The following is a 26,657-nucleotide window of genomic DNA, read 5'->3' on the forward strand; positions in this document are numbered from 1 at the left end:
ACAAGGAGGAGCCCTAATGTGGGAGCTACCTCATAAGGGTGCGAGTGATGCGGCCGGAACTTCCTGATCCGGCCCGGCGTCGGTGGCACCGGATGGATTCCCCCACCATCCGGACCGTCCACCGGCGCCATTCCTCGTTGATGCCCCATTCGATCCCCGATCCGACCGGAGTGGGACGTCAGTGGCCCAGGTGCTCCCGGGCGAAACGCAGCGTCTCCGCGAGCCAGTCCTCGCGCTCCCCGGCGGCCCGGGCGCGGCGCGTGCTGACCTCCACGGCGACCACGCCGTCCCATTCCGACGCCGCGAGGTGGCCCAGCGCCTCCGCGCACCGCTGCTGCCCCTGGCCGGGGAGCAGGTGTTCGTCCTTGCCGTTGGGCGTGCCGTCCGTCAGGTGTACGTGGGCGAGCCTGCTGCCGAGCGTCCTGATCTCCTCGTAGGAGTCCATGCCGGCGATCGCGGCGTGCGAGAAGTCCCACGTGATGCGCTCGTACGGCTCGGGGATCGGGTTCCAGTGCGGCAGGTAGGCCTTCGCCTCGCGGCCCCGGACCTTCCACGGGTACATGTTCTCGACGGCGATGTCGACGCCGTACTCGGTCGCGATACGCGCGATGCCCTCGGGGAACGCCTCGGCGTACCCGGTCTGCCAGCGGAACGGCGGGTGGGTCACGACGGTCGCGGCGCCCACCTCGGCGGCCATCGCCGCGGACATCTCGATCTTCGTCCAGGCCTTGCCCCACACCTGCTGGGTGAGCAGCAGGGTCGGGGCGTGGATGGCGAGGATCGGGAGCTCGTAGCGTTCGCTCAGCATGGACAGCTGGTTCGGGTCCTGGCTGACCGAGTTGTTGGTGACCATCACCTCGACGCCGTCGTACCCGAGGTCCTGGGCCAGCGCGAAGGCGTCGTGGACGGCGAGCGGGTAGACCGACGCGCTGGAGAGCGCGACGGGGATGGAGGGCAGGCTGCCGGCGCGGGACACGTCAGGCTCCTCGCCCGACGGGGGTGCGCGCTGTCGCGTCGAGCTGGGTGTGGCCCACCCCGGCTCCCGGGAGGGGCTCGTCGGCGTCGAACATCTTGGTGTCGAAGCGCCGCAGCAGCAGTCCCTCGCGCAGCGCCCACGGGCAGATACTGATCGACGGGACGCCGAACAGATCGAGCGCGGACTCGGCGACGAGGGCGCCCGCGAGCACCTGGGGCGCGCGGAGCTCGGAGACGCCGTCCAGGTGGGTGCGGTCCTCCACGGTCATGGCGGCGAGTCGCTTCGTCCACAGGCCGAGGTCCTCGAGGCGCAGCTCACGGCGGACGAACGGCCCGGCGGCCGACGGTGCGGCCCCCGCGATCCGAGCCAGGGAGCGGAAGGTCTTCGACGTGCCAGCGACCAGGTGCGGCGTGCCGAGGTGGGCGAACGAGGGCACGGCCTCGCGGAGGGTCGCCCGGATGTACCGGCGGAGCTCCTTCACGCTCTTGGCCGACGGCGGATCCCCGTGCAGCCAGTCGCGCGTGAGCCTCCCCGCGCCGAGCGGGACGGAGAGGGCCACCTCGGGCAGCTCGTCCGTGCCCATCGCCATCTCGAACGAGCCGCCGCCGATGTCCAGGTTGAGGATGGACTCCGAGCCCCAGCCGTACCAGCGGCGCACGGCCTGGAAGGTCACCGCGGCCTCCTGGTCCCCGGACAGTTCCTGGAGGTCGACGCCGGTCTCCCGGCATACGCGGTCGAGGACCTCGCGGCCGTTGGCGGCCTCCCGGATCGCGGAGGTGCAGAAGGCGAGGAAGTCCTCGGCGTCGTGTCCTGCCGCGAACGCGCGGGCCTCGCGGACGAAGCCGACCAGCTCGTCCTGCCCCCGCCGCGAGATGCTGCCGTCCTCCTCCAGGTAGGCCACGAGCTGCAGGGGCCTCTTGTGGCTCGCGAAGGGGACGGGCCTCCCCCCGGGGTGGGCATCCACGAGGAGCAGATGAACCGTGTTCGACCCTATGTCCAGTACGCCTAGCCGCATTGTTCCCGCGCTTCCAGCTCATCCCCCGCCAACGTGTGTGTACCTGCCGCGCCCTCCGGGCTACTTCCCTGCGGCGACCTTGCGCTTCGCGGGTGCCCGGCGGGTCGACTTCTTGGGGGCCGGACCCTTGGCGCGCTTGTCGGCGAGCATGTCGATCGCCTGTTCGCGCGTCAGTTCCTCGATCGCCATCGAGCCCGGCACGGTGATGTTCGTGTCGCCGTCGGTGATGTAGGGGCCGAAGCGGCCGTCCTTCACCACGATCGGCTTCTCGCTCACCGGATCGTCGCCGAATTCGGCCAGCGGCGGCGTGACGGCGCGGCCGCCTCGCTGCTTGGGCTGCTTGTAGATCTCCAGCGCCTGCTCGAGGGTGATCGTGAAGATCTCCTCCTCCGAGCCGATGGAGCGGGAGTCGCTGCCCTTCTTCAGGTACGGGCCGAACCGGCCGTTCTGTACCGTGACCTCCTTGCCCTCCTCGTCCGTGCCGAGGACCCGCGGCAGGTTCATGAGCTTGAGGGCGTCCTCGAGCGTCACGGTGTCCACGGACATGGACGTGAAGAGGGATCCGGTGCGGGGTTTGACCTTCGCGGGCTTCTTCGGCGGCTTGGGCTTGCCGTTCTTGTAGTACTCGACGGGCTGGCTGGCGAGTTCCTCCGCCGTCGGCTCGGTGATCAGCTCGATCACGTACGGTCCGTAGCGGCCGTCGCGTGCCACGATGGTCCGGCCGGTCTCCGGGTCCGTGCCGAGCACGCGCTCCTGCGACGTCGGGGCTTCCATCAACTCGATGGCCTTCTCCGCGGTCAGCTCGTCCGGAGCGAGGTCCTCGGGGACGTTGGCGCGCTGCGGCTCCGTCCCCTCGGGGGCGTCCTCCGGCAGGGGCTTCTCGAGGTAGGGACCGAACTTGCCCACCCGGAGCGTGATGCCCTCGGCGATCTCCACCGAGTTGATGCGCCGCGCGTCGATCTCGCCGAGATCGTTGACGATGGTGTGCAGCCCGGTGTCCTTGCGGTCGCCGTAGTAGAACCGGTTGAGCCACTCCACCCGGCCGGCCTCCCCGCGGGAGATGCGGTCGAGGTCCTCCTCGAGCTCGGCGGTGAAGTCGTAGTCGACGTAGTCGTTGAAGTGCTCCTCGAGCAGGCGGACCACCGAGAACGCGATCCAGCTCGGCACGAGGGCCTGCCCGCGGGTGCGGACGTAGCCACGGTCCATGATGGTGGACATCGTCGCGGCGTACGTCGACGGACGGCCGATGCCGCGCTCGTCGAGGACCTTGACGAGCGAGGCCTCCGTGTAGCGCGGGGGCGGCGACGTCTCGTGGCCGAGGGCCTCGATCGCCGTCGCGCCGAGCGTGTCGCCCTTGGCGACGTTCGGCAGGCGCGTGCCCTGGGCGTCGTCGTCCGTGGTGTCCTCGTTGCGGCCGGCGTCGCGGCCCTCCTCGTAGGCGGCCATGAAGCCGCGGAAGGTGATGACGGTGCCGGAGGCCGCGAACTCCGCGTCCCGGCCGTCCGCGCTCTTCGCGCCGAGGCGCAGGGACGCCGTCGAGCCCTTGGCGTCAGCCATCTGCGAGGCGACGGTGCGCTTCCAGATCAGTTCGTACAGGCGGAACTCGTCGCCGCGCAGGGACTGGGCCACCTGGGCGGGGGTCCGGAAGGAATCACCGGAGGGACGGATGGCCTCGTGGGCCTCCTGCGCGTTCTTGGCCTTGCCCTTGTAGACGCGCGGGGACTCGGGGACGTACTCGGGACCGTACAGCTCGGAGGCCTGGCGGCGGGCGGCGTTGATGGCCTGGTCCGAGAGCGCCGACGAGTCGGTACGCATGTACGTGATGTAGCCGTTCTCGTACAGTCGCTGCGCCACCTGCATGGTGACCTTGGAGCTGAAGCGCAGCTTGCGGGCCGCCTCCTGCTGCAGGGTCGACGTCGTGAACGGTGCGGCGGGACGGCGCGTGTAGGGCTTGGTCTCGACGGAGCGCACCGCGAAGGCAGCGCTCTCCAGGCCGGTGACGAGCGAGCGTGCGGCCTCCTCGTCGAGCCGGACGACGTTGGCGGCCTTCAGCTCGCCGCGATCGGAGAAGTCCTTGCCGGAGGCGATCCGGCTGCCGTCGACGGCCACGAGCTTGGCCGGGAAGGTGCTGCCCTTGCCCGCGTCCTCGGGCGTGAACGTACCCGTCAGGTCCCAGTACGACGCCGTGCGGAACGCCATGCGCTCACGCTCCCGCTCCACGACGAGGCGGGTGGCTACGGACTGCACGCGGCCGGCGGACAGGCCGCGGGCCACCTTGCGCCACAGCACCGGGGAGATCTCGTAGCCGTACAGGCGGTCGAGGATGCGCCGGGTCTCCTGGGCGTCGACCATGGGAATGTCGACGTCGCGCAGCTCGCCCATGGCGCGCGTCACGGCCTCCTTGGTGATCTCGCCGAAGGTCAGCCGGTAGACGGGGACCTTCGGCTTCAGGACCTGCAGCAGATGCCAGGCGATGGCCTCGCCCTCGCGGTCGTTATCGGTGGCGAGGTAGAGCTCGTCGGCGTCCTTCAGGGCGGCCTTCAGCTCGGCGACGGTCTTCCGCTTCTCCGGGGAGACCACGTAGTAGGGCTCGAAGTCCTTGTCGAGGTCCACCGCGAACTTGCCCACCGAGGACTTCTTCAGCTCGGCAGGGAGGTCGGACGGCTGGGGGAGGTCGCGGATGTGCCCCATGGACGCGGCGACCTGGAAACCCTCGCCGAGGTAGCCCGAGATGCTCTTGATCTTGCTGGGGGACTCAACGATGACGAGCTTCTTGCCGTGCTTCTTGTCCGTGGCCTTGGTCGGCACTTCTCTCCTATATATACGGGTGAATGCCGCGGCAGATCCTGGGTATCCGGTCCGGATCCCGCTGCCGGGGTCACCTCACAGTATGCGCCATGAGTACCTGCACAAGACTAATGGCAGGTCTCAGGGGGCCGGAAGGAGGAAGCCCTCCCGGACGAGTTGCTCGACATCGAGCAGCAGTTCCGAGGTGAACGCGGCATCGGGCCGGTCCAGCAGCATGGCGAGGGCTCCCGCGATCTGCCCGGCCGTGAGATCGCCGTCGCACGCGGACGCGAACCCGGCCAGCTCGGTGCTGAGCAGGCTGGTCCGCCGCAGGCCCGCACCCTGCCGCAGCAGGATGACGCCGGGGTGCTCGGCGCCGGGCCGCTGGTGGCGTTCCTCGGTGACATCCTCGGCGACGAGCAGGAACTCGTCGGCGATGCCGATCCCGGACGCCGCCTGCTCGGTGTGGGCGGCGAGCCAGTCGCTGCGGCCGATCGCCGCCGCGAGGTGCGGCCCCACGGGCTGCTCGATGTCATGGGTGATCTCCTCGAGCGTCACCCGGACGAGGTCGCTCGGATGCCGGGGACGCCTCAGCCAGACGGACCCGAAGCCGATGCCCTCGACGTCCCGGCCGGCGAAGTCGGCGAGATAGGCGGCGAAGCTCGCCATGTAGCCCTCGCGGTCGCGGTTCTCGGCGGCGTCCCGCAGCCAGGTCTCCGCGTACTGCATCGGCGTCAGCTGCTCGCGCTGGATGATCCAGGCGTCGACGCCGGGAGGCACGAACCCGCGGATGCGGCGATCCCAGGGCGTCCCCTCGGAGATCTCCCAGTTGCCGAGCAGCTGCGCCGCCCCGCCCGGCGCGAGGATGCCAGGAAGCTCCCGCACGAGCGTGCTGACGATGGCGTCACCCGCGAGACCGCCGTCCCGGTAGGTGTACGCCTGGCCGGGTCCACCCGTGCGGGGCGTGATCACGAAGGGAGGATTGGAGACCACGAGGTCGAACTCCTCCCCGCGGACCGGTTCGAGGAGGCTGCCGAGCCGGAGGCTGACCCGCCTGCCGGGCCGCACGGGGTCGATGCCCAGGGCCGGCGCGTTCAGGAGCAGGTTGAAGCGGGCGAAGGCGAGGGCCCGATCCGAGATGTCGGTCACCGTCACGTGCCCGGCGTGCGCCAGCAGGTGGAAGGCCTGGATGCCGCACCCCGTCCCCAGGTCCAGCGCCCGATCCACCGGCGTCCTCATGACGGTCTGGGCGAGGGTCAGTGAGGCTCCGCCGATCCCGAGGACGTGGTCGTGCGGCAGGGGGCCGGGACGCTGCTCCGACCCGAGGTCGCTCGCCACCCAGAGGTTCCCTCCGACGTCCGAGCCATAGGGGCGGAGCTCGACGGCGGCACGCCAGCAGCGGGCGTCGGCGGCGGCGACCCGCTCGGTGACATGTTCGGTGACATGTTCGGTGACAGCAGGGGCCGCGGTGTTCTCCGCGGCCCCTCCCTCGGCGCTGTCTGCGGGGCCTTCCGCGGCGCTGTCTGCGGGACTGTTTGCGGCGCTGTCTCCGGCGCTGTTTGCGGCGCTGTCTGCGGGGCCTTCTGCGGGGCTGTCCGTCGTGCGCTCGATGAGCCTCAGCTGCTCGAGGCCCGCCACGCCGCTGCCGGGGAAGGCCTGCCCGAGCTCCTGCTCCGTCACGGTCTCGCCGAGCAGCCACAGCAGCACGGGAACGGCTCGTGCGGCATCTCCTGCGGTGGCTCCTGATCCGGATCCGCCGTCCGCGAGGCGACGGCATGCCAGCAGTGCCGGGACCAGCTGGTCCCGGCCGAGGGCCGCGTATGCCGCCGCGCCGAGGAGTGCCTCGACGCCGTCGACCGTGTAGTCGAGGGCCGTCAGGTCAGCGGCCAGCGCCGTGAGCGCAGCGAGGTCGCTGCTCGACGGCGCCGACTCGACCTCGTCGTCGAACTCCGGCCAGGCCGGGGCCTCCGCCGGCATCACGCGGCACCCGCGGCAGTCGCCTCGGCCTCGTCCGACTCGCAGCCCTGCGGGCAGCGGAGGGTCGAGGGGTCGGCCGCGCAGGCGGCGCAGTACAGGGTGAGGTTGCGGCAGGACTGGTTGGAGCAGTTCTCGAACGTGTTGGTCGGCGCCTGGCAGCGCACGCACTTGCCGATCGTCACGGCGTCGTCGCTGAACTCGAGGTGCATCCGCTTGTCGAAGACGTACAGCGAGCCCTCCCACAGTCCGGCGTCCCGGTACTTCTCGCCGTAGCGGACGATCCCGCCGTCGAGCTGGTAGACCTCCTGGAAGCCACGGTTGACCATGAGGCTGGAGAGCACCTCGCAGCGGATGCCGCCCGTGCAGTAGGTGACCACGGGCTTGTCCTTCAGGTCGTCGTACTTGCCCGAATCGAGTTCGCGGACGAAGTCGTGCGTCGTCCGGACGTCGGGGACCACTGCGCCCTTGAAGCGGCCGATCTGCGCCTCGAGCGCATTCCGCCCGTCGAAGAAGACGACCTCCTCCCCCGCCGCGCGCCTGGTGTCGACGAGCGCGTGCAGTTCCTCCGGGGCGAGGTGGATGCCGCCGCCCACGACGCCGTTCCCGTCGACCTTCAGCTCACCGGGCGCGCCGAAGGAGACGATCTCGTCGCGCACCTTGACGCTGAGCCGCGGGAAGTCCTCCGCACCGCCGTCGGACCACTTGATCTCGAGGCCCTTGAAGGCCGGGTATTCGCGCGTGGTCCTGACGTACTGCTTCACCGCGCCGATCTCGCCGCCCACGGTGCCGTTGATCCCGTCCTTCGAGATGAGGATCCTGCCGCGCAGTCCCCACTTCTCGCAGAGGGCCCGCTGCCACAGCCTGATGGCTTCGGGATCGGGCAGGGGCGCAAACACGTAATACAGGGCAATCCGGTTCATCGACACGGTTCACAGCCTACTTCGCGACTCATAACCGTTACCTCGCGGCCGCCTATATCATCGGCGGCGCCGGAGAACTATCGTCAGCACATGAACGCCCATGCAGACAGCCAACTTCTCCAGACCTGGATCACGGGATGGTCCAGATGTCGTGGCTACGAGCGTCGTGATGACGGACACAGCACCTCCGTCCTGCTCACCGACCAGCAGAACCAGACGGAGCATTTCCTGTTCGAGCCGACGACCGAGCAGTTCCTCGAGCTGGCAGCCGACACGCAGCGGGACCCGACGCGTGTCCTGACGGTGGTCACCAACCGGATGCGGGAACTGATCGACGCGGCCCACCCGCTCGGCATGCGGGTCACGGACCGTCAGCAGGCGCTGATGAGCGTCGACATGAGCGGCCAGGATGTCGAGGATCCACGCCCTCCCGGTGACGACTACACGCTGGAGCATGCCATCGACGGCGGATGCCGCCGCGTCCTGGTGCGGGCCTCCGGGGAGCTCGCGGCCCGCGGGTCGGTGGCGGCCGTGGACGACTACGCGGTCTATGACCGCATCATCACGGAGGAGGCCTTCCGGCGGCGGGGCCTGGGCAGCTTCGTCATGCGCGCGCTCACCGCCGGGGTCCTGGAGGACGACGTCACCACGGGCCTGCTCATGGCCTCGGCCGACGGCCGGGCACTCTACGCGTTCCTCGGCTGGGAGCACCTCGCCGACGTGTTCGTCATCAGAGGATAAGGCGCGTTTCCGCGGTTCGGTCCGTGCACCGATGGGAGAATGGCCCGATGGCTGCGCGCGATTCCCTCATCGACCTGCTCGGGGGTGGACCCGATCCCGAGCAGCTGCTGCATGTCCGTGAGATTCCCGCTCGCGACGCGGAGAACGCGCCGTGGCCCGCCTGGGCGCACCCCGACGTCGTCGGGGCCTTCACCCGGCGCGGCGTGCACCAGCCGTGGCGTCACCAGGTGGAGGGTGCCACGTCCGCCCACGACGGCGCGCACACCATCATCGCGACGGGGACAGCCTCGGGGAAGTCCCTCTGCTATCAGCTGCCGGTGCTCGACGAGATCCACCGCAGCGAACTGCTGGACCGCGCCACGCTGGCGCCCACCGGGTCGGTCGCCCTGTACCTGGCTCCCACGAAGGCACTGGCCGCCGACCAGCTGTCCGCCATCAAGGCACTGGGCATCCCCACCGTCCGCGCCGAGACCTACGACGGCGACACGGAGTCGGGTGCCCGCCGCTGGATCCGCGACCACGCCAACCTGGTCCTCGCGAACCCCGACATGCTCCACTACGGCATCCTGCCCAACCACACCTGGTGGGCCCGGTTCTTCCGCCGCCTGAAGTACGTGATCATCGACGAGGCCCACAGCTACCGGGGTGTGTTCGGGTCCCACGTCGCGAACCTCCTGCGGCGCCTGCGGCGCATCTGCGCGAGCTACGGCGCGAATCCGGTGTTCATCGGTGCGTCCGCGACGTCGGCGGAGCCCGCCGCGTCCTTCGGGAAACTGATCGGCGCCCCGGTGCGCGCCGTCGACCGGGACAGCTCGCCGCACGGCTCCACGACGGTCGCGTTCTGGGAGCCGCAGCTCACCGGCAAGAAGGGCGAGAACGGGGCACCCACCCGGCGGACCGTGATCGCCGAGACCTCGGACCTCCTGGCCAACCTCGTCTCCTCCTCGGTGCGGACCATCGCGTTCATCAAATCCCGGCGGGGCGCGGAGAGCATCGCGCAGACCTCGCGCCGGATGCTCGAGGACGTGCATCCGAGCCTGCCGCACCGCATCGCCGCCTACCGTTCCGGGTACCTGCCGGAGGAGCGGCGCGCCCTCGAGGCGTCGCTGCGCAGCGGTGAGCTGCTGGGTGTGGCGAGCACCTCGGCCCTGGAACTCGGGATCGACATCTCCGGCCTCGATGCCGTCCTCGTGGCGGGGTGGCCCGGCACCCGCGCGTCCCTGATGCAGCAGATCGGCAGGGCGGGCCGCTCCGGCCAGGACGCCATCGCGGCCTTCGTGGCGAGCGACGACCCCCTGGACACCTATCTCGTGCACCACCCGGAAGCGGTGTTCGACCTCGCCGTCGAAGCGACGGTCTTCGATCCGTCGAACCCGTACGTGCTCGGCCCGCACCTCTGCGCCGCCGCGGCCGAGCTGCCGCTGACCGAGAAGGACCTGGGCATGTTCGGTCCCACCTCGGAGGACCTGCTGGGCACTCTGTGCGAGCAGGGCTTCCTGAGGCGCCGCCCGGCCGGCTGGTTCTGGACCCACCCCCAGAGTGCCGCCGGGATGGTGAACCTGCGGGCCGACGGCGGTGGCCCGATCAACATCGTCGAGGAAGGATCCGGTGCCCTGCTCGGGACGATGGACTCGCCGCAGAGCCACTACCAGGCCCACCCCGGCGCGGTGTACGTGCACCAGGGCCGGACGTACGTGGTCCAGGACCTCGACGAGCAGGACCACTGCGCCGTGGTGGCCCGTGCGTCCCCGGACTACTACACGCAGGCGCGGGACGTCACGCAGATCGAGGTCATCGACCGGGACGTGAGCGCGCTGTGGGGCGGCGTCCTCGCGAGTTTCGGCGACGTGAAGGTGACGACCCAGGTGGTGTCCTTCCAGCGCAAGGCCTTCTCCTCGAACGAGATCCTCGGCGAGGAGCCACTGGAACTGGCAGCGCGGGACCTCTTCACGAAGAGCGTGTGGTTCGAGATCAGCCCGGAGCTGCTCGAGGCCGAGGGCATCCTCGCCGAGGAGCTCCCGGGTGCGCTCCACGCCGCCGAACACGCGGCGATCGGGCTGCTGCCACTCGTCGCCTCGAGTGACCGCTGGGACATCGGGGGCGTGTCGACGGCCCTCCATGCCGACACCGGCCTGCCGACGATCTTCGTGTACGACGGACACCCCGGGGGCGCCGGGTTCGCCGAGCGGGGGTTCGAGGCCGCCCGCACCTGGCTGTCGGCGACCCGCGACGCCATCGAGGCGTGCGAGTGCGAGTCCGGCTGCCCGTCCTGCGTCCAGTCCCCTAAGTGCGGCAACCGGAACAACCCGTTGAGCAAGGGCGGTGCCGTGGCGGTGCTGTCCCTGATCCTGCAGCAGGCCGCCGGCAGCGTCGCTCCCGGCCCGACCCTCGCCGGCGTCGATCCCGGCGCCTCCGGCGTCGAGCCCGGCGTCGATCCCGGCGTCGATCCCGGTGGGTCCCACGCGCCATCGGCGCTGGACACCGGAGCGGGGGCCGGCGGGGTCTGACGTTCCGGGCGGTGGTCGCGTCCGTCGGGCTGCGTTCGCCGGACCGTCCTCGCCTGGCGCCCCTCGTCTCACTGCCGTCACGGCGGTGGTCCGGCCCGTGCCGCACCGACGGCGTCCGGGAGCACCCCGGGCACACCTACGGATACCCGGATGACGGCGGTCCCCGCGCCGGTCCCGCCGATCTCGCAGGTCTCGATCACGGCACCGTGCTGATCGGCCACTGCCGAGGCCGCCGCGCAGGGGTCCCCGGAGGACAGTCCCCGGGCGGCATCCGCGGCGGCGAGCGCCGCGAGGTCGGCCGCCGTCGCTGCCTTCGAGGCTGCCGAAGCTGCCTGCAGCAGGAGTGCCGCCGACGCGACCAGCAGCAGCGCCAGGAGGGCGAGTGCCCCCATCAGGATGGTGCCGGCCCCGCGCTCGGAGTGGGTATCCCCCGGCAGCACCACGTCACCCTGCACGTCACCCTGCACGTCACCCATCGTGTTCCTTCCTCCCCGCTGCCGACGCATGCAGCTCGAGGTCCATGAGTTCGACGAGAGGACCCTCCACCCGCGCCCGCACCTCGATGGTCGTCCACTCCCCGGCCGACGCGATGTGCGCCGTGGCGTTGTCCCCGGCGAGGCGCCGCACGGTCTGTTGCACGCTGGCGCTGCTCTCGCCCCGCATCACCTCGCGGGCTCCGGCCCGTGCGGCCTCCTCCAGGCGCAGTTGCACGGTCCCGACATGGGCTGTCGCGAGCAGGAGCGCCAGCAGGACGACCAGGGCGGGGAGCACGACGGCGACCTCGGCAGTCACGGATCCCCGCTGCGAGCCCACCGCGCGTTCCCGTCGTATGGTCCCCGCGTGGAAGGCCCCGGCGAGCACCCCGGAGCGCGGCACGGAGGGACACCTGCCCGTCCGTGACGGTGTCGAGGGCTCCCCTCGGTCGCGCGTCGCCCCGCCCTGGCCGGTCCGCATCAGCCGAAGTTCAACGCCGACGTGATGAGGGACATGAGGAGTCCCTTGATCTCGCCGCTGGACAGGACGGCGACGAGGAGGGCGGCGAATCCGACGGCCGCGAGGGTGGCGATGGCGTACTCCGCGGTGGCCATGCCGGCCTCCTGGTCCATGATCCGGCCCCGGCCCTGCCGGATGACCCGATCATTGGCCCGCTGCCGCCGTGCGTCGGCCCGGCGCGTGGCCCTGTCCGCGAACTGGAGGGGTCCACTGTCACCGGACCCCTCCAGCTCGGCTGCGGGTCGGGCCTCCACGGACCGCGACCACCGGATGAAGGACACGGGGGTCGCCCGGCAGTCCTCAACGCGTGGGGGCCGTCGGGGCATCGGGGGCATCGGGGGCATTGCGCTCAGCGGCTCCCGCTCACGCGGCCCGTTCCTCGGCGGCTCGCCCTGAGCTCCGTCCGCGACTGCGTTCGTGGACGTGCTGTCCCGACCGTGGCCGGGGCTCCCGGGCTCCACCTGAGGAGCCTTGGATGTCAAGCCCTTCCCCTCCATACGCTGCGTCTGAATCGACATGGCATGCCCTTTCGTCGGTGGGGCTTCCCCCACGTGCTGTGAGCGACGGACGTCGCTGGACCAACTCTGTCGATCCAGGGGCCGGCCGCGGGGCGGAGGAGTCGCTAAGTGGATAACCGGGGGTTCCCCTGATCGGAGACCTCCGTGATCGTGCCGAACGCGCGAGACGTGGCCGGACAGGGACCGGCCATCACCGGATCGTCCCCGAAGGGACCGTCCGTGCCGGGAGCGGTCGGCGCCGGGATGACGGGAACGACGACCGGCCGGGCTACAGGTCGGGGAGCAGGCCCAGGACGACGGGCACCACGCCCAGGCAGATGAACGCGGGCAGGGAACACAGGCCGAGCGGCAGGACGAGTTGGACGCCGAGCGCTGCGGCCCTCCTGTCCACCTCGCGGTTGTGTCGCCGTCGGAGCTGGGCGGCGTGGGCGTGCAGGAGTGCCGCGGACGGCGCCCCGGTGGCCGTGCCGAACCGCAGACCCTGCCGGACGTCCTCGATGATCGGCAGCGGGTCGGAGCGCCGCCGGGTCCACCGCCCGCGCACCTCTCGCCGGCCGGACGCCTGTCGATCGGTCGCCCACAGGTCGGGGGGCGGGTGGCGGGTGGACGGGTCGTCGGTGGGCAGGCGGCCACCCGCTGCCCCCGCCTCCCACGCCGCATCCCAGGCTGCCCCCGCCTCCCACGCCGCATCCCAGGAGGCCCCGAGGAGGCGAGCCGCACGTACCCGGGTCAACACCGAGCCGACGGACGGATCACACGCTTCCCCGACGACCAGCAGGGAGCTTTCGACGGACGCTCCCGCGGACAGCACGGCAGCCAGCAGGTCGAGGATGAGGGGACCGTCCTGGATACCGCCGCGCAGCGCCCGATCCGTGGGCGCTGTCGTGACCCGCTGCAGGCGACCCGACGGCGCCGTCAGGACCAGTGCTCCCGCGGCGAGGAGGAGGGACACGATCAGCCCTGCCATCACGGGGAGCCGTCGACCCGCCCGACCAGGCGGCGGGACCAGAGGCGGGCGACGAGCATGAGCAGGACTCCGCCGGCGAGCGCAAGGCGTCCGAGCGAGGACCCGAACAGTACCTCCAGCGGATTCACGCCGAGGGCGAAGGCCAGCACCAGCCCCAGGGCCGGAAGCCAGGCCAGGAGCACGACCGTGGCTCGTGGTCCGGCAAGCGCTGTCTCCCGCGCCGACAAGCCGTCGAGCTGGGCATCGAGCTGCGTGGCGTACTGCTCGAGGATCCCGGCGAGGGGCGCACCGCTGCGCTCCGCGACGATCAGGCACCCGGCGAGGTCGACCCACAGTCGGTCGACGCGGCTGCGGGCCATGCCTACCCTCGCAGGGGCGGAGGTGTTGTCCAGCGCCTGGCGGAGAGCATCAGGGACGCTCAACCCGAGCTCGGCAGCCCGCCGGGCCGTCGCGATCACCGGCAGCGCGGTCACCGCGAAGGCGGTGCGTCCGTCAGCATGGACACGTTCCATGTCCTCCCACAGGACATGCGGAGGGCGGCCTGCGCGGAGGAGCCCGGCGAGCTGATGCACGAACAGCGGGAGCTCGTGCAGGTCGACGGTCCGGCGTCCAGCGGACCGCCACGGCCTGCCGTCGAGGACCCTCCGGGACTGCTGCGCGGGGCTGGACGCCGGGATCGGTCCCGTCCCCACCCCGGGCGTCACGCCGCTTCGTCGGCCGGCCCGCGGGAGGGCGAGGGTGATGCCGACGAAGGCCAGCAGGAGGGCCACCGCGATCCCGGTCACGGCGCCCGCCGTCCACGCCCGGGTGCGGCCGCGTGCCCGGGCCCCGGCCCGTCATCGTGGTCGAGGCGCTGTGCCCCATCGGCCCCAGAGCGTGGCCTCAACCCCGACCCCGAACCTGTCCCTGCCCCAGAACCTGACCCTGCCCCTGCCCCAACCCCAGCCCCAGCCCCAGCCCCTGAATCCCGGGCATCCTCGGCATCCTCGGCATCCTCGGCATCCCGGGCATCCTCGGGCCAGCGCACCCGGCGCGCGAAGCCCTCCCAGCCCGCAGCGCGCCGGCACCCCGCCCCGGCGTCCATGAGGACGGGCACCACGGTAAGTTCCCCCGTGGCGGTCCGCTCCAGCCTGCCGATGCCCTCCACGCGCCTGCCTCGCGCATCGCGCACCACGTGCACCACCACGTCGAGGGCGCTCGCCGCCTGCAGCGCGACTGCGTCCGGGCCGAGCCCTGCGAGCGCCGCGAGTGCGTTGAGCCGCGCGGGCACCGCCTCGGCGGAGTTGGCGTGGACGGTCGCTCCGCCGCCGTCGTGTCCAGTGTTCATCGCCGCAAGCAGTTCGCGGACCTCGGCGCCCCGGCACTCCCCCACCACGAGCCGGTCCGGCCGCATGCGCAGCGCCTGCCGGACGAGCTCGGTGAGGTCCAGCACGCCCGCCCCCTCGAGGTTGCCGTGCCGCGCCTGCAGCCCGACCGTGTGCGGGTGCTCGGGGTTCAGCTCCGCGGCGTCCTCGACGAGGACCACGCGCTCGTGGGGCGCGGCCAGGCCGAGCAGGGTGGCCAGGAGCGTGGTCTTGCCCGTCCCCGTCGCTCCACTGATGAGGAAGTTCAGGCGGCGCCGCATCATCAGCCGGAGTGCCTCTGCCATCATCGGCGAGACCGTCCCGCTGCCCACGAGGTCCCCGAGCGAGAACATGCGTGCTCGCCGGATCCTGATGGACAGCAGGGTCCCGGCCGTCGAGATCGGCGGGAGGACGGCGTGCACCCGAAGGCCCCCCAGCCGGACGTCGACGGCGGGGCAGCCGTCGTCGAGGCGCCTTCCCCCCGCCGCCACCAGGCGGACGGCCAGTGCCCGCACGTCCGCCTCGGAGACGAAGGCGCCCCCGATACGGCGCAGGCCCGTCGAGCCGTCGATCCACACGTCGTCCGGCCCGTTGACGAGGATGTCCGTGATCGATTCCTCGGCGAGGAGGTGCTCGAGCGGGCCCAGTCCCCTGAGCTCCGCACGGACACGATCGAGCGCCGACAGGGTGCCCTCCGAGCCGAGCAGCCTGCCACTCGCCCCGACGGCGTCCGCGAAGGCCGCTCCGGTCGCCGGGACGTTCCCGGCCAGAACGGCCCTGCGGACCGTTTCCACCATCGAGGCGGCACCCGGATCATCGCCGGCGACCGCCTCCGCCGCCGGGCCCGCCGTGGTCGGGTGCGGCGACGCCCTCCGATCGGCCGCACGCCGCTCGCGTCTGGTGGGCGCTGCCGCGATCCCGCCGTCCTCCGGCCGATGCGGGGCCATCCCGTTCTCCCCGCTCCTGGTCATCCCGCCTTCTCCAGACCGGCGACGACCGATTCGACGAGCTTCCGGGCCCTTCGGGGCAGCGGGAAGTCCAGGGCCCTGCCGCCGGCTTCCGCCGCCGAGGACCCCCGGACGAAGGGCAGGTACGGCAGCGGACCGGCGCGCCCGGCGAGGTCCGCGACCAGCCAGGCATCCAGTCCGTCGAGCACCGGACCGCGTAGTACGACGGTGGTCGGCAGTGGGCTGTAGGCCTCGAGGATGCGGGTCACCGCGACGGCGCTCCGCGGCCTGGAGGGAACGAGGAGGACCAGCTGGTCGCACAACGGCACCAGGGACTGGATCCCGGCACTGCCGGCGCTGCCGAGATCGACGACGCTCAGGTCGAACGCCCCGCGGGCGGCGTCCAGGACGGCTCCGGCGGATTCCATCCCATGACCGGGGTGCGGACCGGACCCCTCGGAGTGCGCGGCATGGGACAGCACGGCGAGGCGCCCGTCGGAGGGCAGCGCCGCCACGAGCTGCTCCGCATTGAGGGTCCCCCGGAGGTCGCGGAGGTCGCCCCAGCGCACGCCCGGGCGCTCCTCGATCCCGAGCGCCAGGTCGAGGCCTCCCCCCAGGGGATGCCCGTCCACCAGCAGCGTGGAGGTCCCCCGACCGGCGGCATGGCGTGCACACCAGAACGCGAACGTGCTGACGCCCGCCCCGCCGGCGGCCCCGAGGAAGCCGACCACGGTTCCGGAGGCAGCGGGGTTGAGGCGCCGCCCGAGGTGCTCCGCGAGCCAGCCCGCACCCTGCGGCAGGATGACCACCCGGGAGGACGCCAGGTTCGCGGCGGCGGCCCATGCCCGCGTCTCGTCGTCGGCCGCCCCGACGACGATGACGTCACGATGGCCCGGCAGTCCGCCCGCGGCCTGGTCGGCCCCGAGGAGCAGCACGGCAGGCTCGAGGGGAAGGGCCCGCGCGAGGTCGACCGCGAAGTGCGGGGCGACCCCCGCGGCGGCGCAGGCACGCGCCACCTGGTCCTGGACGAACTGGGAACCGCCGGCCAGGACCACGGGCCGTCGTCCCTCCGGGGTCCACGTCTGCTGGGTCATCCCTGAAGCATCCCCGGGCGGGTGGGGCGCGGCGAGTCCGATCCCCCGTATGTGGACAACGCTGCGGATTGCAAAAATGACACCGGCGCCACCGATGATATGGACATGTACATCGCCATGGCGCAGGGGCCGTCGACCCGCGACGGCCGCGTCGCCGTCGCGCTCCAGCCCCTGGACGCCGTCGGCGGCCGCATCGGCGAGCCGCTGCTGGTGGACCGCGACCGGCTCCCCGCAGCCGTCGCGCAGGCCGGGGCCCGACGGCCGGTCTGGGTCTGGGCGGGCACGAGGCTCTGGTACCCGGATCTGCTGGCGGCGGGGGTCGACGTCGACCGCTGCCGCGACATCGGCCTCACCCGCGCCCTCCTCGCGAACGCCCCGTCCTGTGCTCCCTCGCCGTATCTGGCGTCGATCCGGGCCGCGGCCCTCACGGCGGACGGCACCGAACCTCCCCGGACCCTGCTCCCACCGCCGCCTCCGCCGAACCAGCACTCACTGTTCGACGAGCCGCACGAGGCCACCGGACCCCTCCTCGACGACGTCGTCGAGGAGTTCACCCAGCAGCTCTCCACCATCGCCGGCGCCACGGACCCGGGGCGCCTGAACCTCCTCGTCGCCGCCGAATCCGCGGGCGCGCTGATCGCGTCCGAGATGGAGCACTGGGGGCTGCCCTGGCGCAGGGATGTGCACGAGGACCTCCTCGAACGGACCCTCGGACCGCGGCCCGCCGAGGGCGTCCGGCCCGCGAAGCTCGAGTACCTCGCCGGTGAGCTGCGCCGGACCCTGGGCAGTCCGGCACTCAACCCCGATTCCCCCCAGGAGGTCCTGAGGGCCCTGCACCGGGCGGGCGTCGAGGTGAAGACCACGCGGTCGTGGGAGCTCGAGCAGCAGCAGCACCCTGCCATCAGGCCGCTGCTCGCCTACAAGAAGCTGTCGCGGCTCCTCACCGCGAACGGCTGGAACTGGCTCGACGCGTGGATCCGGGACGGGCGTTTCCGGCCGGAGTACGTGGTGGGCGGAAGCGTGTCCGGGCGGTGGGCCTCCCGCGGCGGCGGCGCCCTGCAGATCCCGCGGCAGGTCCGCGACGCCGTCCGCCCGGACGCGGGCCACGTCTTCGTCGTCGCGGACGCCGCCCAGCTCGAGCCCCGGGTCCTCGCCGCCCTCGGACAGGACTCGGCGCTCGCCGCGGCGGCCCGGGGCCGCGACCTCTACCAGGGCATCGCCGACCAGGGCTTCGGTGGTGACCGTTCGCAGGCGAAGCTCGCCATGCTCGGGGCCATGTACGGCGCGACGAGCGGCGAGTCGGGGCGCCTGATGCCCCAGCTGACGCGCGCGTACCCGCGGGCCATCGGCGTGGTCGAGGCGGCCGCGCGGGCCGGCGAATCGGGTGACGGTGTGACGAGCCACCTCGGTCGGGGCTGCCCTCCCGCCTCGGAGGAGTGGCGTGCACGGCAACGGACGACGACGGCGGAGGAGCAGCGCCGCGCGGACGGCGCGGCGCGGGCCCGCGGTCGCTTCACCCGGAACTTCGTGGTCCAGGCGACCGCGGCGGAGTGGGCGTTGTGCTGGCTCGCGGAGATCCGGAGGCGGCTCGCGGAGAGCGCCATCCCGGAGCCACGCAGCAGGATCGCGTTCTTCCTGCACGACGAAGTGGTCCTGCACGTCCCGGAGGACCGGGCCGCCGAGGCGACGACGATCCTCGCCGACGCCGCGCGCGCCGCGACCCGGCTGATGTTCGGGGAGATCCCGATCGAGTTCTCGATCTCGACGGTCACCGTCACCTCCTACGCCGACGCCAAGTAGCGGCACCCGGGCAGCCCGTCCGCGTCGTCCACCCGGCCCTTCATCGGCCGGGCCGCCGGCCGGCCGGACCAGCGGCGGGCGCTACGAACCCGACCGGTTCACAGCGGCGCAGGGATCTCCAGCGACCGGTCCCACGGCGTCGTCCAGCCGAGCCCGTCGAAGATCGCGTCCAGGAGCATCGCCGTGAACCCCCAGATCACGGCGTCCGGCGTGAGGAAGGCGGGGGTCCTGCTGACGAATCCGTTCCGTCGCACCACGGCCGTCCTCCGACGGGACGGGTCGAGGAGCGTGCCCACGGCACACCGGAAGACGAGCTCGGACTCCGCCGTGTCCACTGCATGGACCGGCGACTGCTCCGTCCACCACGCCAGGACGGGCGTGACCATGAAGTTGCTGACCGGAAGCCCCACTTCGGGCAGCAGGCCCAGGATCTCGATGCCCCCGGAATCCACGCCGGTCTCCTCGCGCGCCTCGCGCAGCGCCGCCGCGCCTTCGTCCAGGTCCTCGGGGTCGATGGTCCCGCCGGGAAACGCTACCTGCCCGGGATGGTGGGCCAGGGAACTGGCGCGCATCACGAAGAGGAGGTCGACGTCGTCGGGTGCGGGCCGCGGCGAGGAGGCGGGTGGCATATCGTTCCTCGCCCCGAACAGGATGAGCACGGCGGCACGGCGGCTCTTCGCGGGATCGAGTGTCGCGAACTGCCAGCCGTCCGTGCGTACGAGGGGTGTCGTCGTCACCTGCAGGGACCTCACCCAGTGGGCGAGCTCGTCGCGCGCCGTCATGCCCCAGTCTCCGGGGGTCGCGCGGTGACCACGTCCCGGGCCGTCCGGGCCGGGCGCCCGCCACAGCGCTGCCGCGCGGGCCGCGGGCGGGCGGTCCTAAGCACCCAGCCCGTGCCCGGCTTCGCGGAGCTCGGCACGGGTTCGTCCGGCGCGCATCGACTCGAGCAGGTCCTCCCGACCGGGCGCAAGTTCGTACTTCAGCAGCTTCGCCGCCTTCACCGGGTCCGTCTCCCCGTCCCCGTAGGACGGGCACAGTGCGGCCACGGGACAGGCGCCACATGCGGGCTTCTTCGCATGGCAGATCCGACGGCCGTGGAAGACCACGTGGTGCGAGAGCATGGTCCAGTCCCTGCGCTCGAACAGTACTGCCACGTCCTGCTCGACCTTCACCGGATCATCCGATGCCGTCCATCGGAAGCGGCGGGCGAGCCGACCGAAGTGCGTGTCCACCGTAATGCCGGGGATGCCGAAGGCGTTTCCCAGGACGACGTTGGCGGTCTTCCGACCGACCCCGGGAAGGGTCACCAGATCGGCCAAAGTGCCCGGCACCTCGCCGTCGAACTCGTCGACCAGCCGCCGGGACAGCGCGAGCAGGCTGGTGGCCTTCGCACGGTAGAACCCCGTGGGCCGGATGAGCTCCTGCAGTTCGCTCTCCTCGGCCTCGGCCAACGCCCGCGGGTCGGGATAGCGCGCGAACAGCGCCGGTGTCGTGAGGTTCACGCGCACGTCCGTGGTCTGTGCGGACAGCACCGTCGCGATCAGCAGTTCGAACGCGTTCCCGAAGTCGAGTTCGGCCACCGCGTACGGGTAGGTCTCACCCAGGATCCGGTTGATCTTCCGGGCCCGCCGCTTCAGGGCGACGGGCGACTCCTCGTCGACCTGAGCTTTCCTGCCTGCCACTCGCGTGTCTCCTTCCGATGCTGATGCCCGCCGGCTGCGCCGCGGCAGGGAGTGGTCAGTCCTGGGGGGCGCGTTCGATGTTGCGGAGATCCCGGAGGATGCCGACCGAGCCCGTCCGCTTGTCCTGGACGAGGAAATCGGTGCCGCGGTCCTCGATGCCGACCTCCCAGTCGCCGGGCTGCAGCGTGAAGACCTCACGGCCCGTCTGTTCGTCGAAGACCGGCCGGGGGGACCCGACTGCGAACCAGAACGCCTCGACGACGGGCTCCTCCTCCGCCGACCGCGTCGCGGTGATCGGCTCCTGGCGATGGGGCTCCTCGGCGGGCTGCGCGGTGTCGGTCCGGGTCGACTCGTCCCGGACGACCTCCTGGATCCGGGTCTCGCTCGAGGACGCCGTGTGGACCGCAGTGGAGGATTCCTCCTCATCGGTGCCGCCATGCGCCGCGTCGCGACCCTCGACGGCGTGGGCACCACCCACGGACGATCCCGACGTGCGGGCCGAGCCCTCCGCTCCACGGGCGGACGCGTCGTCAGGGGTGTCGGACGCGGTGACCTTCTCGTCGGCCGCACCGGACGCTTTGCCGGCGACCGCACCGGACACCTTGCCGGACGCCTTGCCGGATGCCTTGCCGGCCGTATCGTCGGCTGCCGGGGCTGATGCTGCGGACGTCCTGGCGGTGCCGGGCTCCATCCCGGACTGGCCCGAGGCGGCGGCGCCGGCACCTACGGCGCCCGCGCCCCCGGCCCCGTACAGGCCGGCGCCGTTCTGCAGGACGGCCGCGGCGGCGGGGTTCACCCCGGACTTCTCCTTCCGGCCGAACCGGGGAGTCGACGCGGCAGTGTCCGTCGCAGCAGTATCGGTCGCAGCAGTATCGGTCGCCGGTGCGTCGAGTGCGCCGGTGTCCGTCGTCGTGAGCGCCGGCTTCTCACGGGCGGGCTTGGCGGGCTTCGCGGGCTTGGCGGGGCGGGGCTGCGCCGCCGTGATGGGGCGCGCCGCCGGGTGGGCCGGCACCTCGGGGCGGTCGGCGAAATCGTCCTTGAGGACGGGCAGGAACGGTGCGAGGACGGTCGCGGTCAGCATGCCGAGCGCACCGATCAGGGCCACCAGGGGCCCCAGATGGAACTGGGTCACCGTCTGCAGGAAGAAGTAGGTGGTGGCGAGTACCGCCGAGACCGAGGCGAACTGGTCGACCGACAGTGAGCCGACGCGCAGCCCCGAGCTGCCCAGACGGCGTCCCGCGACGAGGGCCAGGGACACCACGGGCAGCAGGATGCCGATCCCGACGAAGAAGAGCGGTGCGGTGTTCCAGAAGTTCTCGGAGCGCACGATCCCGTCGATGAACGGCAGCAGGGTGCCGATGAAGACGAGCAGCACTCCGCCGCCGAACAGCACTTCCCGGAGCGTGAAGGGTCCGACGAGGGCCCGGCTCCGGCCGACGGGCCGGGTCTCGGTGGACGTCCCTGCCGATCCCGCCGCCTGGACGGGCGACGAGGACCGCTCCGCGCCGTCCGCCGTCCCGTGGTCCGTGCTGCGATGTTCCTCGGATGCTTCGGTCATGGTGTACTCCCGTTCATGGCGCTGGTGTCCGTCGGAGCACCAGCGGCCTCCGACGTCGATTGCCTCCCTCCACCCTAGCCACCGGCCCAGACCTTCTCCAGCAAGCACGGGCGCCGGCACCGCGCCGCTCATCGCACAATCGCCGCAGTTCGGCTAGGCCGTGTGACCGCGGGCACACGCGGCCGGGGAGAACTCGGTAGGGTTCCCGTAGAGCACGTGGTGGTGCGCCGGAAGGGCGTACCCCGCTTCTTCTGTCCGTTACCGACCACGTCACAAAGGGGTAGATCATGACCGCCGAACGACAAGGCGACGCCTTCGAGAACCTGCTGAACGAGGAGCGCCGCTTCCCGCCGAGCGCGGAGTTCGCGGCACAGGCGATCGCACAGCCGTCGCTCTACGACGAGGCCCGTGAACAGGGCACCGAGTTCTGGGCCAGGCAGGCCCGCGAGCTGCTCACCTGGGACCGCGACTTCACCCAGACCCTCGACTGGTCGGACGCGCCGTTCGCCAAGTGGTTCGTCGGCGGCACCGTGAACGCCGCCTACAACGCGCTGGACCGGCACGTGGAGGCGGGCCTCGGGGACCGCGTGGCCATCTACTTCGAGGGCGAACCCGGGGACACGCGCACCATCACGTACGCGGAGCTCACCCGCGAGGTGAAGAAGGCCGCCAACGCCTTCGAATCCCTCGGCGTGCAGAAGGGCGACCGCGTGGCCGTGTACCTGCCCATGATCCCCGAGGCCGTCGTCACCATGCTCGCCTGCGCCCGGATCGGCGCCGTCCACTCCGTGGTCTTCGGCGGCTTCTCCGCCGAGGCGCTCCGCAGCCGCATCGACGACGCCGAGGCCAAGCTCGTGGTCACCGCCGACGGCACGTACCGCCGCGGCAAGCCGAGCGCCCTCAAGCCGGCCGTGGACGGCGCCCTCGAGGGGGAAGGCCACACCGTCTCCCACGTCGTCGTGGTCCGCCGCAACAACGAGCCCGTCACCTGGACCGAGGGGCGCGACCTCTGGTGGCACGACGTCGTCGACGGCGCCTCGGACGAGCACACGGCGGTCGCGCACGACGCCGAGCACCCCCTGTTCATCCTCTACACCTCGGGGACCACAGGGAAGCCGAAGGGCATCCTGCACACGACCGGCGGCTACCTCACCCAGACCGCGTTCACCCACCGCAACACGTTCGACCTGCATCCGGAGACCGACGTCTTCTGGTGCACCGCGGACATCGGGTGGGTCACCGGGCACAGCTACGTCACGTACGCGCCCCTCGTGAACGGCGCCACCCAGCTCATGTACGAGGGGACGCCGGACACCCCGCACCAGGGCCGCTGGTGGGAACTCATCGAGAAGTACAAGGTGAGCATCCTCTACACGGCGCCGACGGCCATCCGCACCTTCATGAAGTGGGGGCGGGACATCCCGAAGAAGTACGACCTCTCGTCGATCCGCGTGCTCGGCTCCGTCGGGGAGCCCATCAACCCGGAGGCCTGGATGTGGTACCGGGACGTGATCGGCGGAGGCAAGACGCCGATCGTGGACACCTGGTGGCAGACCGAGACCGGGGCGCACATGATCGCCCCCATGCCGGGGGTGACCGCCACCAAGCCCGGCTCGGCGCAGGTCGCCGTGCCCGGGATCGCGATCGACGTCGTCGACGAGATGGGCGAGTCCGTCCCGGACGGCGCCGGCGGCTACCTCGTCATCCGCGAGCCCTGGCCCGCGATGCTGCGCGGTATCTGGGGTGACCCCCAGCGGTTCAAGGACACCTACTGGTCGCGCTTCGACGACATGTACTTCGCCGGCGACGGCGCGAAGAAGGACGCCGACGGCGACATCTGGCTCCTCGGCCGGGTCGACGACGTCATGAACATCTCGGGCCACCGCCTCTCGACCACCGAGATCGAGTCGGCCCTGGTCAGCCACCCCTCGGTGGCGGAGGCCGCCGTCGTCGGGGCGAGCGACGAGACGACGGGCGAGGCGATCGTCGCCTTCGTGATCCTGCGCGGCTCGGCGAAGGACGACGACGACATCGTCACCACCCTGCGCAACCACGTGGCCAAGGAGATCGGCCCGATCGCGAAGCCGCGGAACATCCTGGTGGTCCCCGAACTGCCGAAGACCCGCAGCGGGAAGATCATGCGGCGCCTGCTCAAGGACGTCGCGGAGGGCCGGGAGGTCGGTGACGCCACCACGCTGTCCGATCCGACGATCATGCAGCAGATCGCCGTGTCGCTGCGGAAGTAGCAGTCCGGACGGACACGAGGAAGGCCCCCGCACCTGCGGGGGCCTTCCTCGTGTCGGGACCGATCAGCCGATCGTGGCGTCGACCGTGACCTCGATGTTGCCGCGGGTGGCGTTCGAGTAGGGGCACACCTGGTGTGCCTGCTCCACGAGCCGGTCCGCGGTCTCCTGGTCCACCCCGCCGATCTCGGCGTGCAGGGCGACGGCGAGCTGGAACCCGCCGCCGTCGACCGGATTGATGCTGACCTCCGCGGTGACCGCCGTCTCGCTGATCGTGGCCTTGCCACGGGCCGCGACGAGCTTGAGGGCACTGTGGAAGCAGGCCGCGTAGCCGACGGCGAAGAGCTGCTCGGGGTTGGTCGCGCCGCCCGCACCGCCCATCTCCGTGGGGACCGCGAGGTCCACCACGAGCTGCCCGTCGTCGGTCCGTGCCTTGCCGTTGCGGCCGTCACCGGTCGCCGTCGCCACTGCCGTGTAGAGAGCGCTCATGGTGTCGATTCCTTTCGTCGTGGGGGCCGGATGCCCTTACCGACTATGTAGACTAACTAGTAACTCTACGTCCGCCTAATCGGCACGACGACCGCAGAATGGAGCATGATGACCGTCCCTCCCGTCCGCGAGCGCATCCTCGCGTCGGCGACCCGCCTGTTCGACGCCACGAGTATCCGCTCGGTCAGCGCCGACCGGGTCATCGCCGACGCCGGGACCACGAAGGTGACCTTCTACCGCCACTTCCGGACCAAGGACCACCTCGTCGTCGCGTACCTCGAGGACCAGCTGCGCCGGCTGCAGGCGGCGGTCGACCGCGAGCGGGCCGAGGGTGCCGACGCCTGCGGGGTCCTGCTCCGGCTGGCCGCCGCGAACGGCGACGCGGCGTGCCGGCCGGGCTTCCGCGGGTGCACGTTCATCAACGCGGCCGCCGAGTACCCCGCGGACTCCATGGTGCGGGACGCCGTCGGGCAGTACCGGACCTGGCTGCACGCCGTGGTGACCGATCTGCTGACCGAGCTCGCGGTGGAGGGACCCGACGTCGTCGCCGACCAGCTCATCATGCTGCGCGACGGCGCCATGGTGCACGGCTTCATGGGAGACCCGGCAGCCGTGACCGGGTCCCTCACCACGGCCGGACGGGCGATCATCGACGCCCGCCGCCGTACACCCCTGCCCGCTTGAACCGGGCTCGACCCGGGCAGGGCCGGGTGTGACGTTCGTCCTGAAAGGTGGCTGGGGCCCTGCAGCGAGAGGATGATTTCAGCGTGTCCACAACCCTGCAGCAGCCTCCCGTCACGGATCCACGCATGGCCCGCCGCGTCGCCGGCGCCTCGTTCGTGGGGACGGCCCTCGAGTCCTACGACTTCTACGTGTTCGGCACGGCTGCGGCGCTCGTCTTCAACACGGTCTTCTTCACCGCGCAGGACCCCCTGGCCGGCACCCTCTCGGCGTTCCTGGTCTTCGCGATGGGCTTCGTCGCCCGGCCGCTCGGGGCCATCCTCTTCGGCCACCTCGGCGATCGGATCGGCCGCAAGCGCACGCTGATCTGGACCATCACCCTGATGGGACTGGCGACCGGCGCGGTGGGCCTCCTGCCGGACTACACCACCATCGGCATCTGGGCGCCGATCATCCTGACCGTGCTCCGCCTCCTGCAGGGACTCTCGCTCGGCGGTGAGTGGGGCGGCTCCATCCTCATCGCCACCGAGCACGCCGAACCGCGCAAACGGGCGCTCTACGCCTCCATCCCCCAGCTCGGCTCACCCGTGGGCACCATGCTGATCTCCGCCATCTTCCTGGCCCTCGCCGTCGTCGCGCCGGAGGTCATGACCACCTGGGGCTGGCGCATCCCGTTCCTGCTCGCGTTCCCGTTCCTCGCCGTCGCGATCTACCTGCGGCTCGCGATCGACGAGACGCCCGTCTTCAGGGAGACGAGCCGGGAGCGCGCCCTCCCCCGCGCCCCCTTCCTCGAGGTCCTGAGGTCCCAGCCCGCCGCCATCGTGGTCGCCATCGCCTCCGCCGTGCTGGGGATCGGCTCCTACTTCCTGATGGTCACCTACACGCAGGCGTACGGCACCGGGACCCTCGGCCTGTCCCAGGCGACGGTCCTGAATGCGGCGCTCGTCGGTTCCGTCCTGCAGCTCGTGACCATCCCCGCGTTCGGCTACCTGGCGATGCGCATCGGGTCCGCCCGGGTCGTCGCCGGCGGAGCGCTGGGGACGGCGCTCATCGCCTTCCCGCTGTACTGGGTCATCAGCATCGCCACCGAACCGGTGTACATCGCGGCGATCATCCTCGGCGGCATCCTCCCGACCGCCAGCTGGGCGGCGCTCGGCGGACTCATGGCGGACATCTTCAAGCCCGCGACGGCGTTCACCGCGCTGTCCTTCGCCTACAGCATCGCCGCGATCGTCGCCGGCTTCGCGCCGTCGATCACGCAGCAGTTCGGCATCGCCACCGACGGCGCGTGGTGGCACCCCGGGGTGGTCCTCGCCGCGATGAGCCTCGTCACGGCCGCCGGTGCGCTCGGCGCGGTGCGCCTGCGGTCGCGGCTCACGGATCCGGCCGACTCCGCCGCAGGTGCGGCATAGTTAGGGC

The 26,657-nt window shown here is 71.6% G+C and carries 22 protein-coding genes; 6 read left to right on the plus strand and 16 right to left on the minus strand.

Features of this window, described 5'->3' with window-relative positions; genetic code table 11:
- Positions 1–178: 178 nt before the first annotated feature.
- The 5 genes from MWM45_RS14810 to trhO form a co-directional block, all read right to left on the minus strand.
- Entirely contained in the window at positions 179–976 is a 798-nt protein-coding gene (locus tag MWM45_RS14810; RefSeq protein ID WP_247827091.1) for a sugar phosphate isomerase/epimerase family protein, read from the minus strand.
- A 1-nt stretch (position 977) separates the two neighbouring features.
- Entirely contained in the window at positions 978–1,991 is a 1,014-nt protein-coding gene (locus MWM45_RS14815) for a Ppx/GppA phosphatase family protein (RefSeq protein WP_247827092.1), read from the minus strand.
- A 60-nt stretch (positions 1,992–2,051) separates the two neighbouring features.
- Positions 2,052–4,799 carry a type I DNA topoisomerase gene (topA, locus tag MWM45_RS14820; protein WP_247827093.1) on the minus strand — a complete coding sequence of 916 codons (2,748 nt, stop codon included), beginning with the start codon at positions 4,797–4,799 and terminating at the stop codon, positions 2,052–2,054.
- A gap of 120 nt (positions 4,800–4,919) precedes the next feature.
- A complete protein-coding gene (locus MWM45_RS14825) occupies positions 4,920–6,755 on the minus strand; it encodes a DUF7059 domain-containing protein (RefSeq protein WP_418909774.1) in 1,836 nt (611 codons plus the stop codon).
- Positions 6,755–7,681 carry an oxygen-dependent tRNA uridine(34) hydroxylase TrhO gene (trhO, locus tag MWM45_RS14830; protein WP_247827095.1) on the minus strand — a complete coding sequence of 309 codons (927 nt, stop codon included), beginning with the start codon at positions 7,679–7,681 and terminating at the stop codon, positions 6,755–6,757. The genes MWM45_RS14825 and trhO overlap by 1 nt, the downstream gene beginning before the upstream one ends.
- An 84-nt stretch (positions 7,682–7,765) precedes the next feature.
- On the opposite strand from trhO, the gene MWM45_RS14835 reads away from it, so the two are divergent.
- Together MWM45_RS14835 and MWM45_RS14840 are read left to right on the plus strand one after the other, a co-directional pair.
- Positions 7,766–8,416, plus strand: a complete 651-nt coding sequence (locus tag MWM45_RS14835; protein ID WP_247827096.1) for a GNAT family N-acetyltransferase — start codon at positions 7,766–7,768, stop codon at positions 8,414–8,416.
- 47 nt (positions 8,417–8,463) lie between these two features.
- Positions 8,464–10,923 (plus strand): DEAD/DEAH box helicase, encoded by a 2,460-nt coding sequence (locus MWM45_RS14840; RefSeq protein WP_247827097.1) that lies wholly within the window; start codon positions 8,464–8,466, stop codon positions 10,921–10,923.
- A gap of 77 nt (positions 10,924–11,000) precedes the next feature.
- On the opposite strand, the gene MWM45_RS14845 is transcribed toward MWM45_RS14840, so the two are convergent.
- From MWM45_RS14845 to ssd, 7 genes are all read right to left on the minus strand, one after another.
- On the minus strand, positions 11,001–11,399 hold the full coding sequence (locus MWM45_RS14845; RefSeq protein WP_247827098.1) for an Rv3654c family TadE-like protein: 399 nt from the start codon (positions 11,397–11,399) through the stop codon (positions 11,001–11,003).
- Positions 11,392–11,715 (minus strand): TadE family type IV pilus minor pilin, encoded by a 324-nt coding sequence (locus MWM45_RS14850; protein ID WP_247827099.1) that lies wholly within the window; start codon positions 11,713–11,715, stop codon positions 11,392–11,394. Before MWM45_RS14850 ends, MWM45_RS14845 begins: the two co-directional genes overlap by 8 nt.
- Positions 11,716–11,876: 161 nt before the next feature.
- Entirely contained in the window at positions 11,877–12,170 is a 294-nt protein-coding gene (locus MWM45_RS14855) for a DUF4244 domain-containing protein (protein ID WP_247827100.1), read from the minus strand.
- A gap of 532 nt (positions 12,171–12,702) precedes the next feature.
- Positions 12,703–13,401, minus strand: a complete 699-nt coding sequence (locus tag MWM45_RS14860; protein WP_247827101.1) for a hypothetical protein — start codon at positions 13,399–13,401, stop codon at positions 12,703–12,705.
- Entirely contained in the window at positions 13,401–14,186 is a 786-nt protein-coding gene (locus tag MWM45_RS14865) for a type II secretion system F family protein (protein ID WP_247827102.1), read from the minus strand. The genes MWM45_RS14860 and MWM45_RS14865 overlap by 1 nt, the downstream gene beginning before the upstream one ends.
- Positions 14,183–15,715 (minus strand): TadA family conjugal transfer-associated ATPase, encoded by a 1,533-nt coding sequence (locus tag MWM45_RS14870; protein WP_418909700.1) that lies wholly within the window; start codon positions 15,713–15,715, stop codon positions 14,183–14,185. Before MWM45_RS14870 ends, MWM45_RS14865 begins: the two co-directional genes overlap by 4 nt.
- Positions 15,712–16,785, minus strand: coding sequence for a septum site-determining protein Ssd (gene ssd / locus MWM45_RS14875; RefSeq protein ID WP_247827103.1), 1,074 nt, complete (start codon positions 16,783–16,785; stop codon positions 15,712–15,714). The genes MWM45_RS14870 and ssd overlap by 4 nt, the downstream gene beginning before the upstream one ends.
- 105 nt (positions 16,786–16,890) lie before the next feature.
- Between ssd and MWM45_RS14880 the strand changes: the two genes are divergently transcribed.
- Positions 16,891–18,585: a bifunctional 3'-5' exonuclease/DNA polymerase gene (locus MWM45_RS14880; RefSeq protein ID WP_336296671.1), complete on the plus strand. Its 1,695-nt coding sequence runs from the start codon at positions 16,891–16,893 to the stop codon at positions 18,583–18,585.
- 98 nt (positions 18,586–18,683) lie between these two features.
- Here MWM45_RS14880 and MWM45_RS14885 read toward each other — a convergent pair whose 3' ends face one another.
- From MWM45_RS14885 to MWM45_RS14895, 3 genes are all read right to left on the minus strand, one after another.
- Positions 18,684–19,367, minus strand: a complete 684-nt coding sequence (locus MWM45_RS14885; protein WP_247827105.1) for an NUDIX hydrolase — start codon at positions 19,365–19,367, stop codon at positions 18,684–18,686.
- Positions 19,368–19,463: 96 nt separating this feature from the next.
- Complete coding sequence (gene nth, locus MWM45_RS14890; protein WP_247827106.1) at positions 19,464–20,267, minus strand: endonuclease III; 804 nt, start codon at positions 20,265–20,267, stop codon at positions 19,464–19,466.
- 55 nt (positions 20,268–20,322) lie between these two features.
- Positions 20,323–21,825, minus strand: a complete 1,503-nt coding sequence (locus MWM45_RS14895) for a hypothetical protein (protein WP_247827107.1) — start codon at positions 21,823–21,825, stop codon at positions 20,323–20,325.
- 287 nt (positions 21,826–22,112) lie between these two features.
- On the opposite strand from MWM45_RS14895, the gene acs reads away from it, so the two are divergent.
- Positions 22,113–24,071: an acetate--CoA ligase gene (gene acs, locus MWM45_RS14900; protein ID WP_247827108.1), complete on the plus strand. Its 1,959-nt coding sequence runs from the start codon at positions 22,113–22,115 to the stop codon at positions 24,069–24,071.
- 63 nt (positions 24,072–24,134) lie between these two features.
- Here acs and MWM45_RS14905 read toward each other — a convergent pair whose 3' ends face one another.
- On the minus strand, positions 24,135–24,557 hold the full coding sequence (locus MWM45_RS14905; RefSeq protein WP_043441824.1) for an organic hydroperoxide resistance protein: 423 nt from the start codon (positions 24,555–24,557) through the stop codon (positions 24,135–24,137).
- A gap of 105 nt (positions 24,558–24,662) precedes the next feature.
- Here MWM45_RS14905 and MWM45_RS14910 point away from each other — a divergent pair, with 105 nt between their 5' ends.
- Both MWM45_RS14910 and MWM45_RS14915 read left to right on the plus strand, forming a co-directional pair.
- Positions 24,663–25,241 (plus strand): TetR/AcrR family transcriptional regulator, encoded by a 579-nt coding sequence (locus MWM45_RS14910; RefSeq protein ID WP_247827109.1) that lies wholly within the window; start codon positions 24,663–24,665, stop codon positions 25,239–25,241.
- Positions 25,242–25,324: 83 nt separating this feature from the next.
- On the plus strand, positions 25,325–26,650 hold the full coding sequence (locus tag MWM45_RS14915; RefSeq protein WP_247827110.1) for an MFS transporter: 1,326 nt from the start codon (positions 25,325–25,327) through the stop codon (positions 26,648–26,650).
- The last annotated feature ends 7 nt before the right edge of the window (positions 26,651–26,657 follow it).

It is taken from the genome of Arthrobacter antioxidans (assembly GCF_023100725.1).
GTDB classification, from domain to species: Bacteria; Actinomycetota; Actinomycetes; order Actinomycetales; family Micrococcaceae; genus Arthrobacter_D; species Arthrobacter_D antioxidans.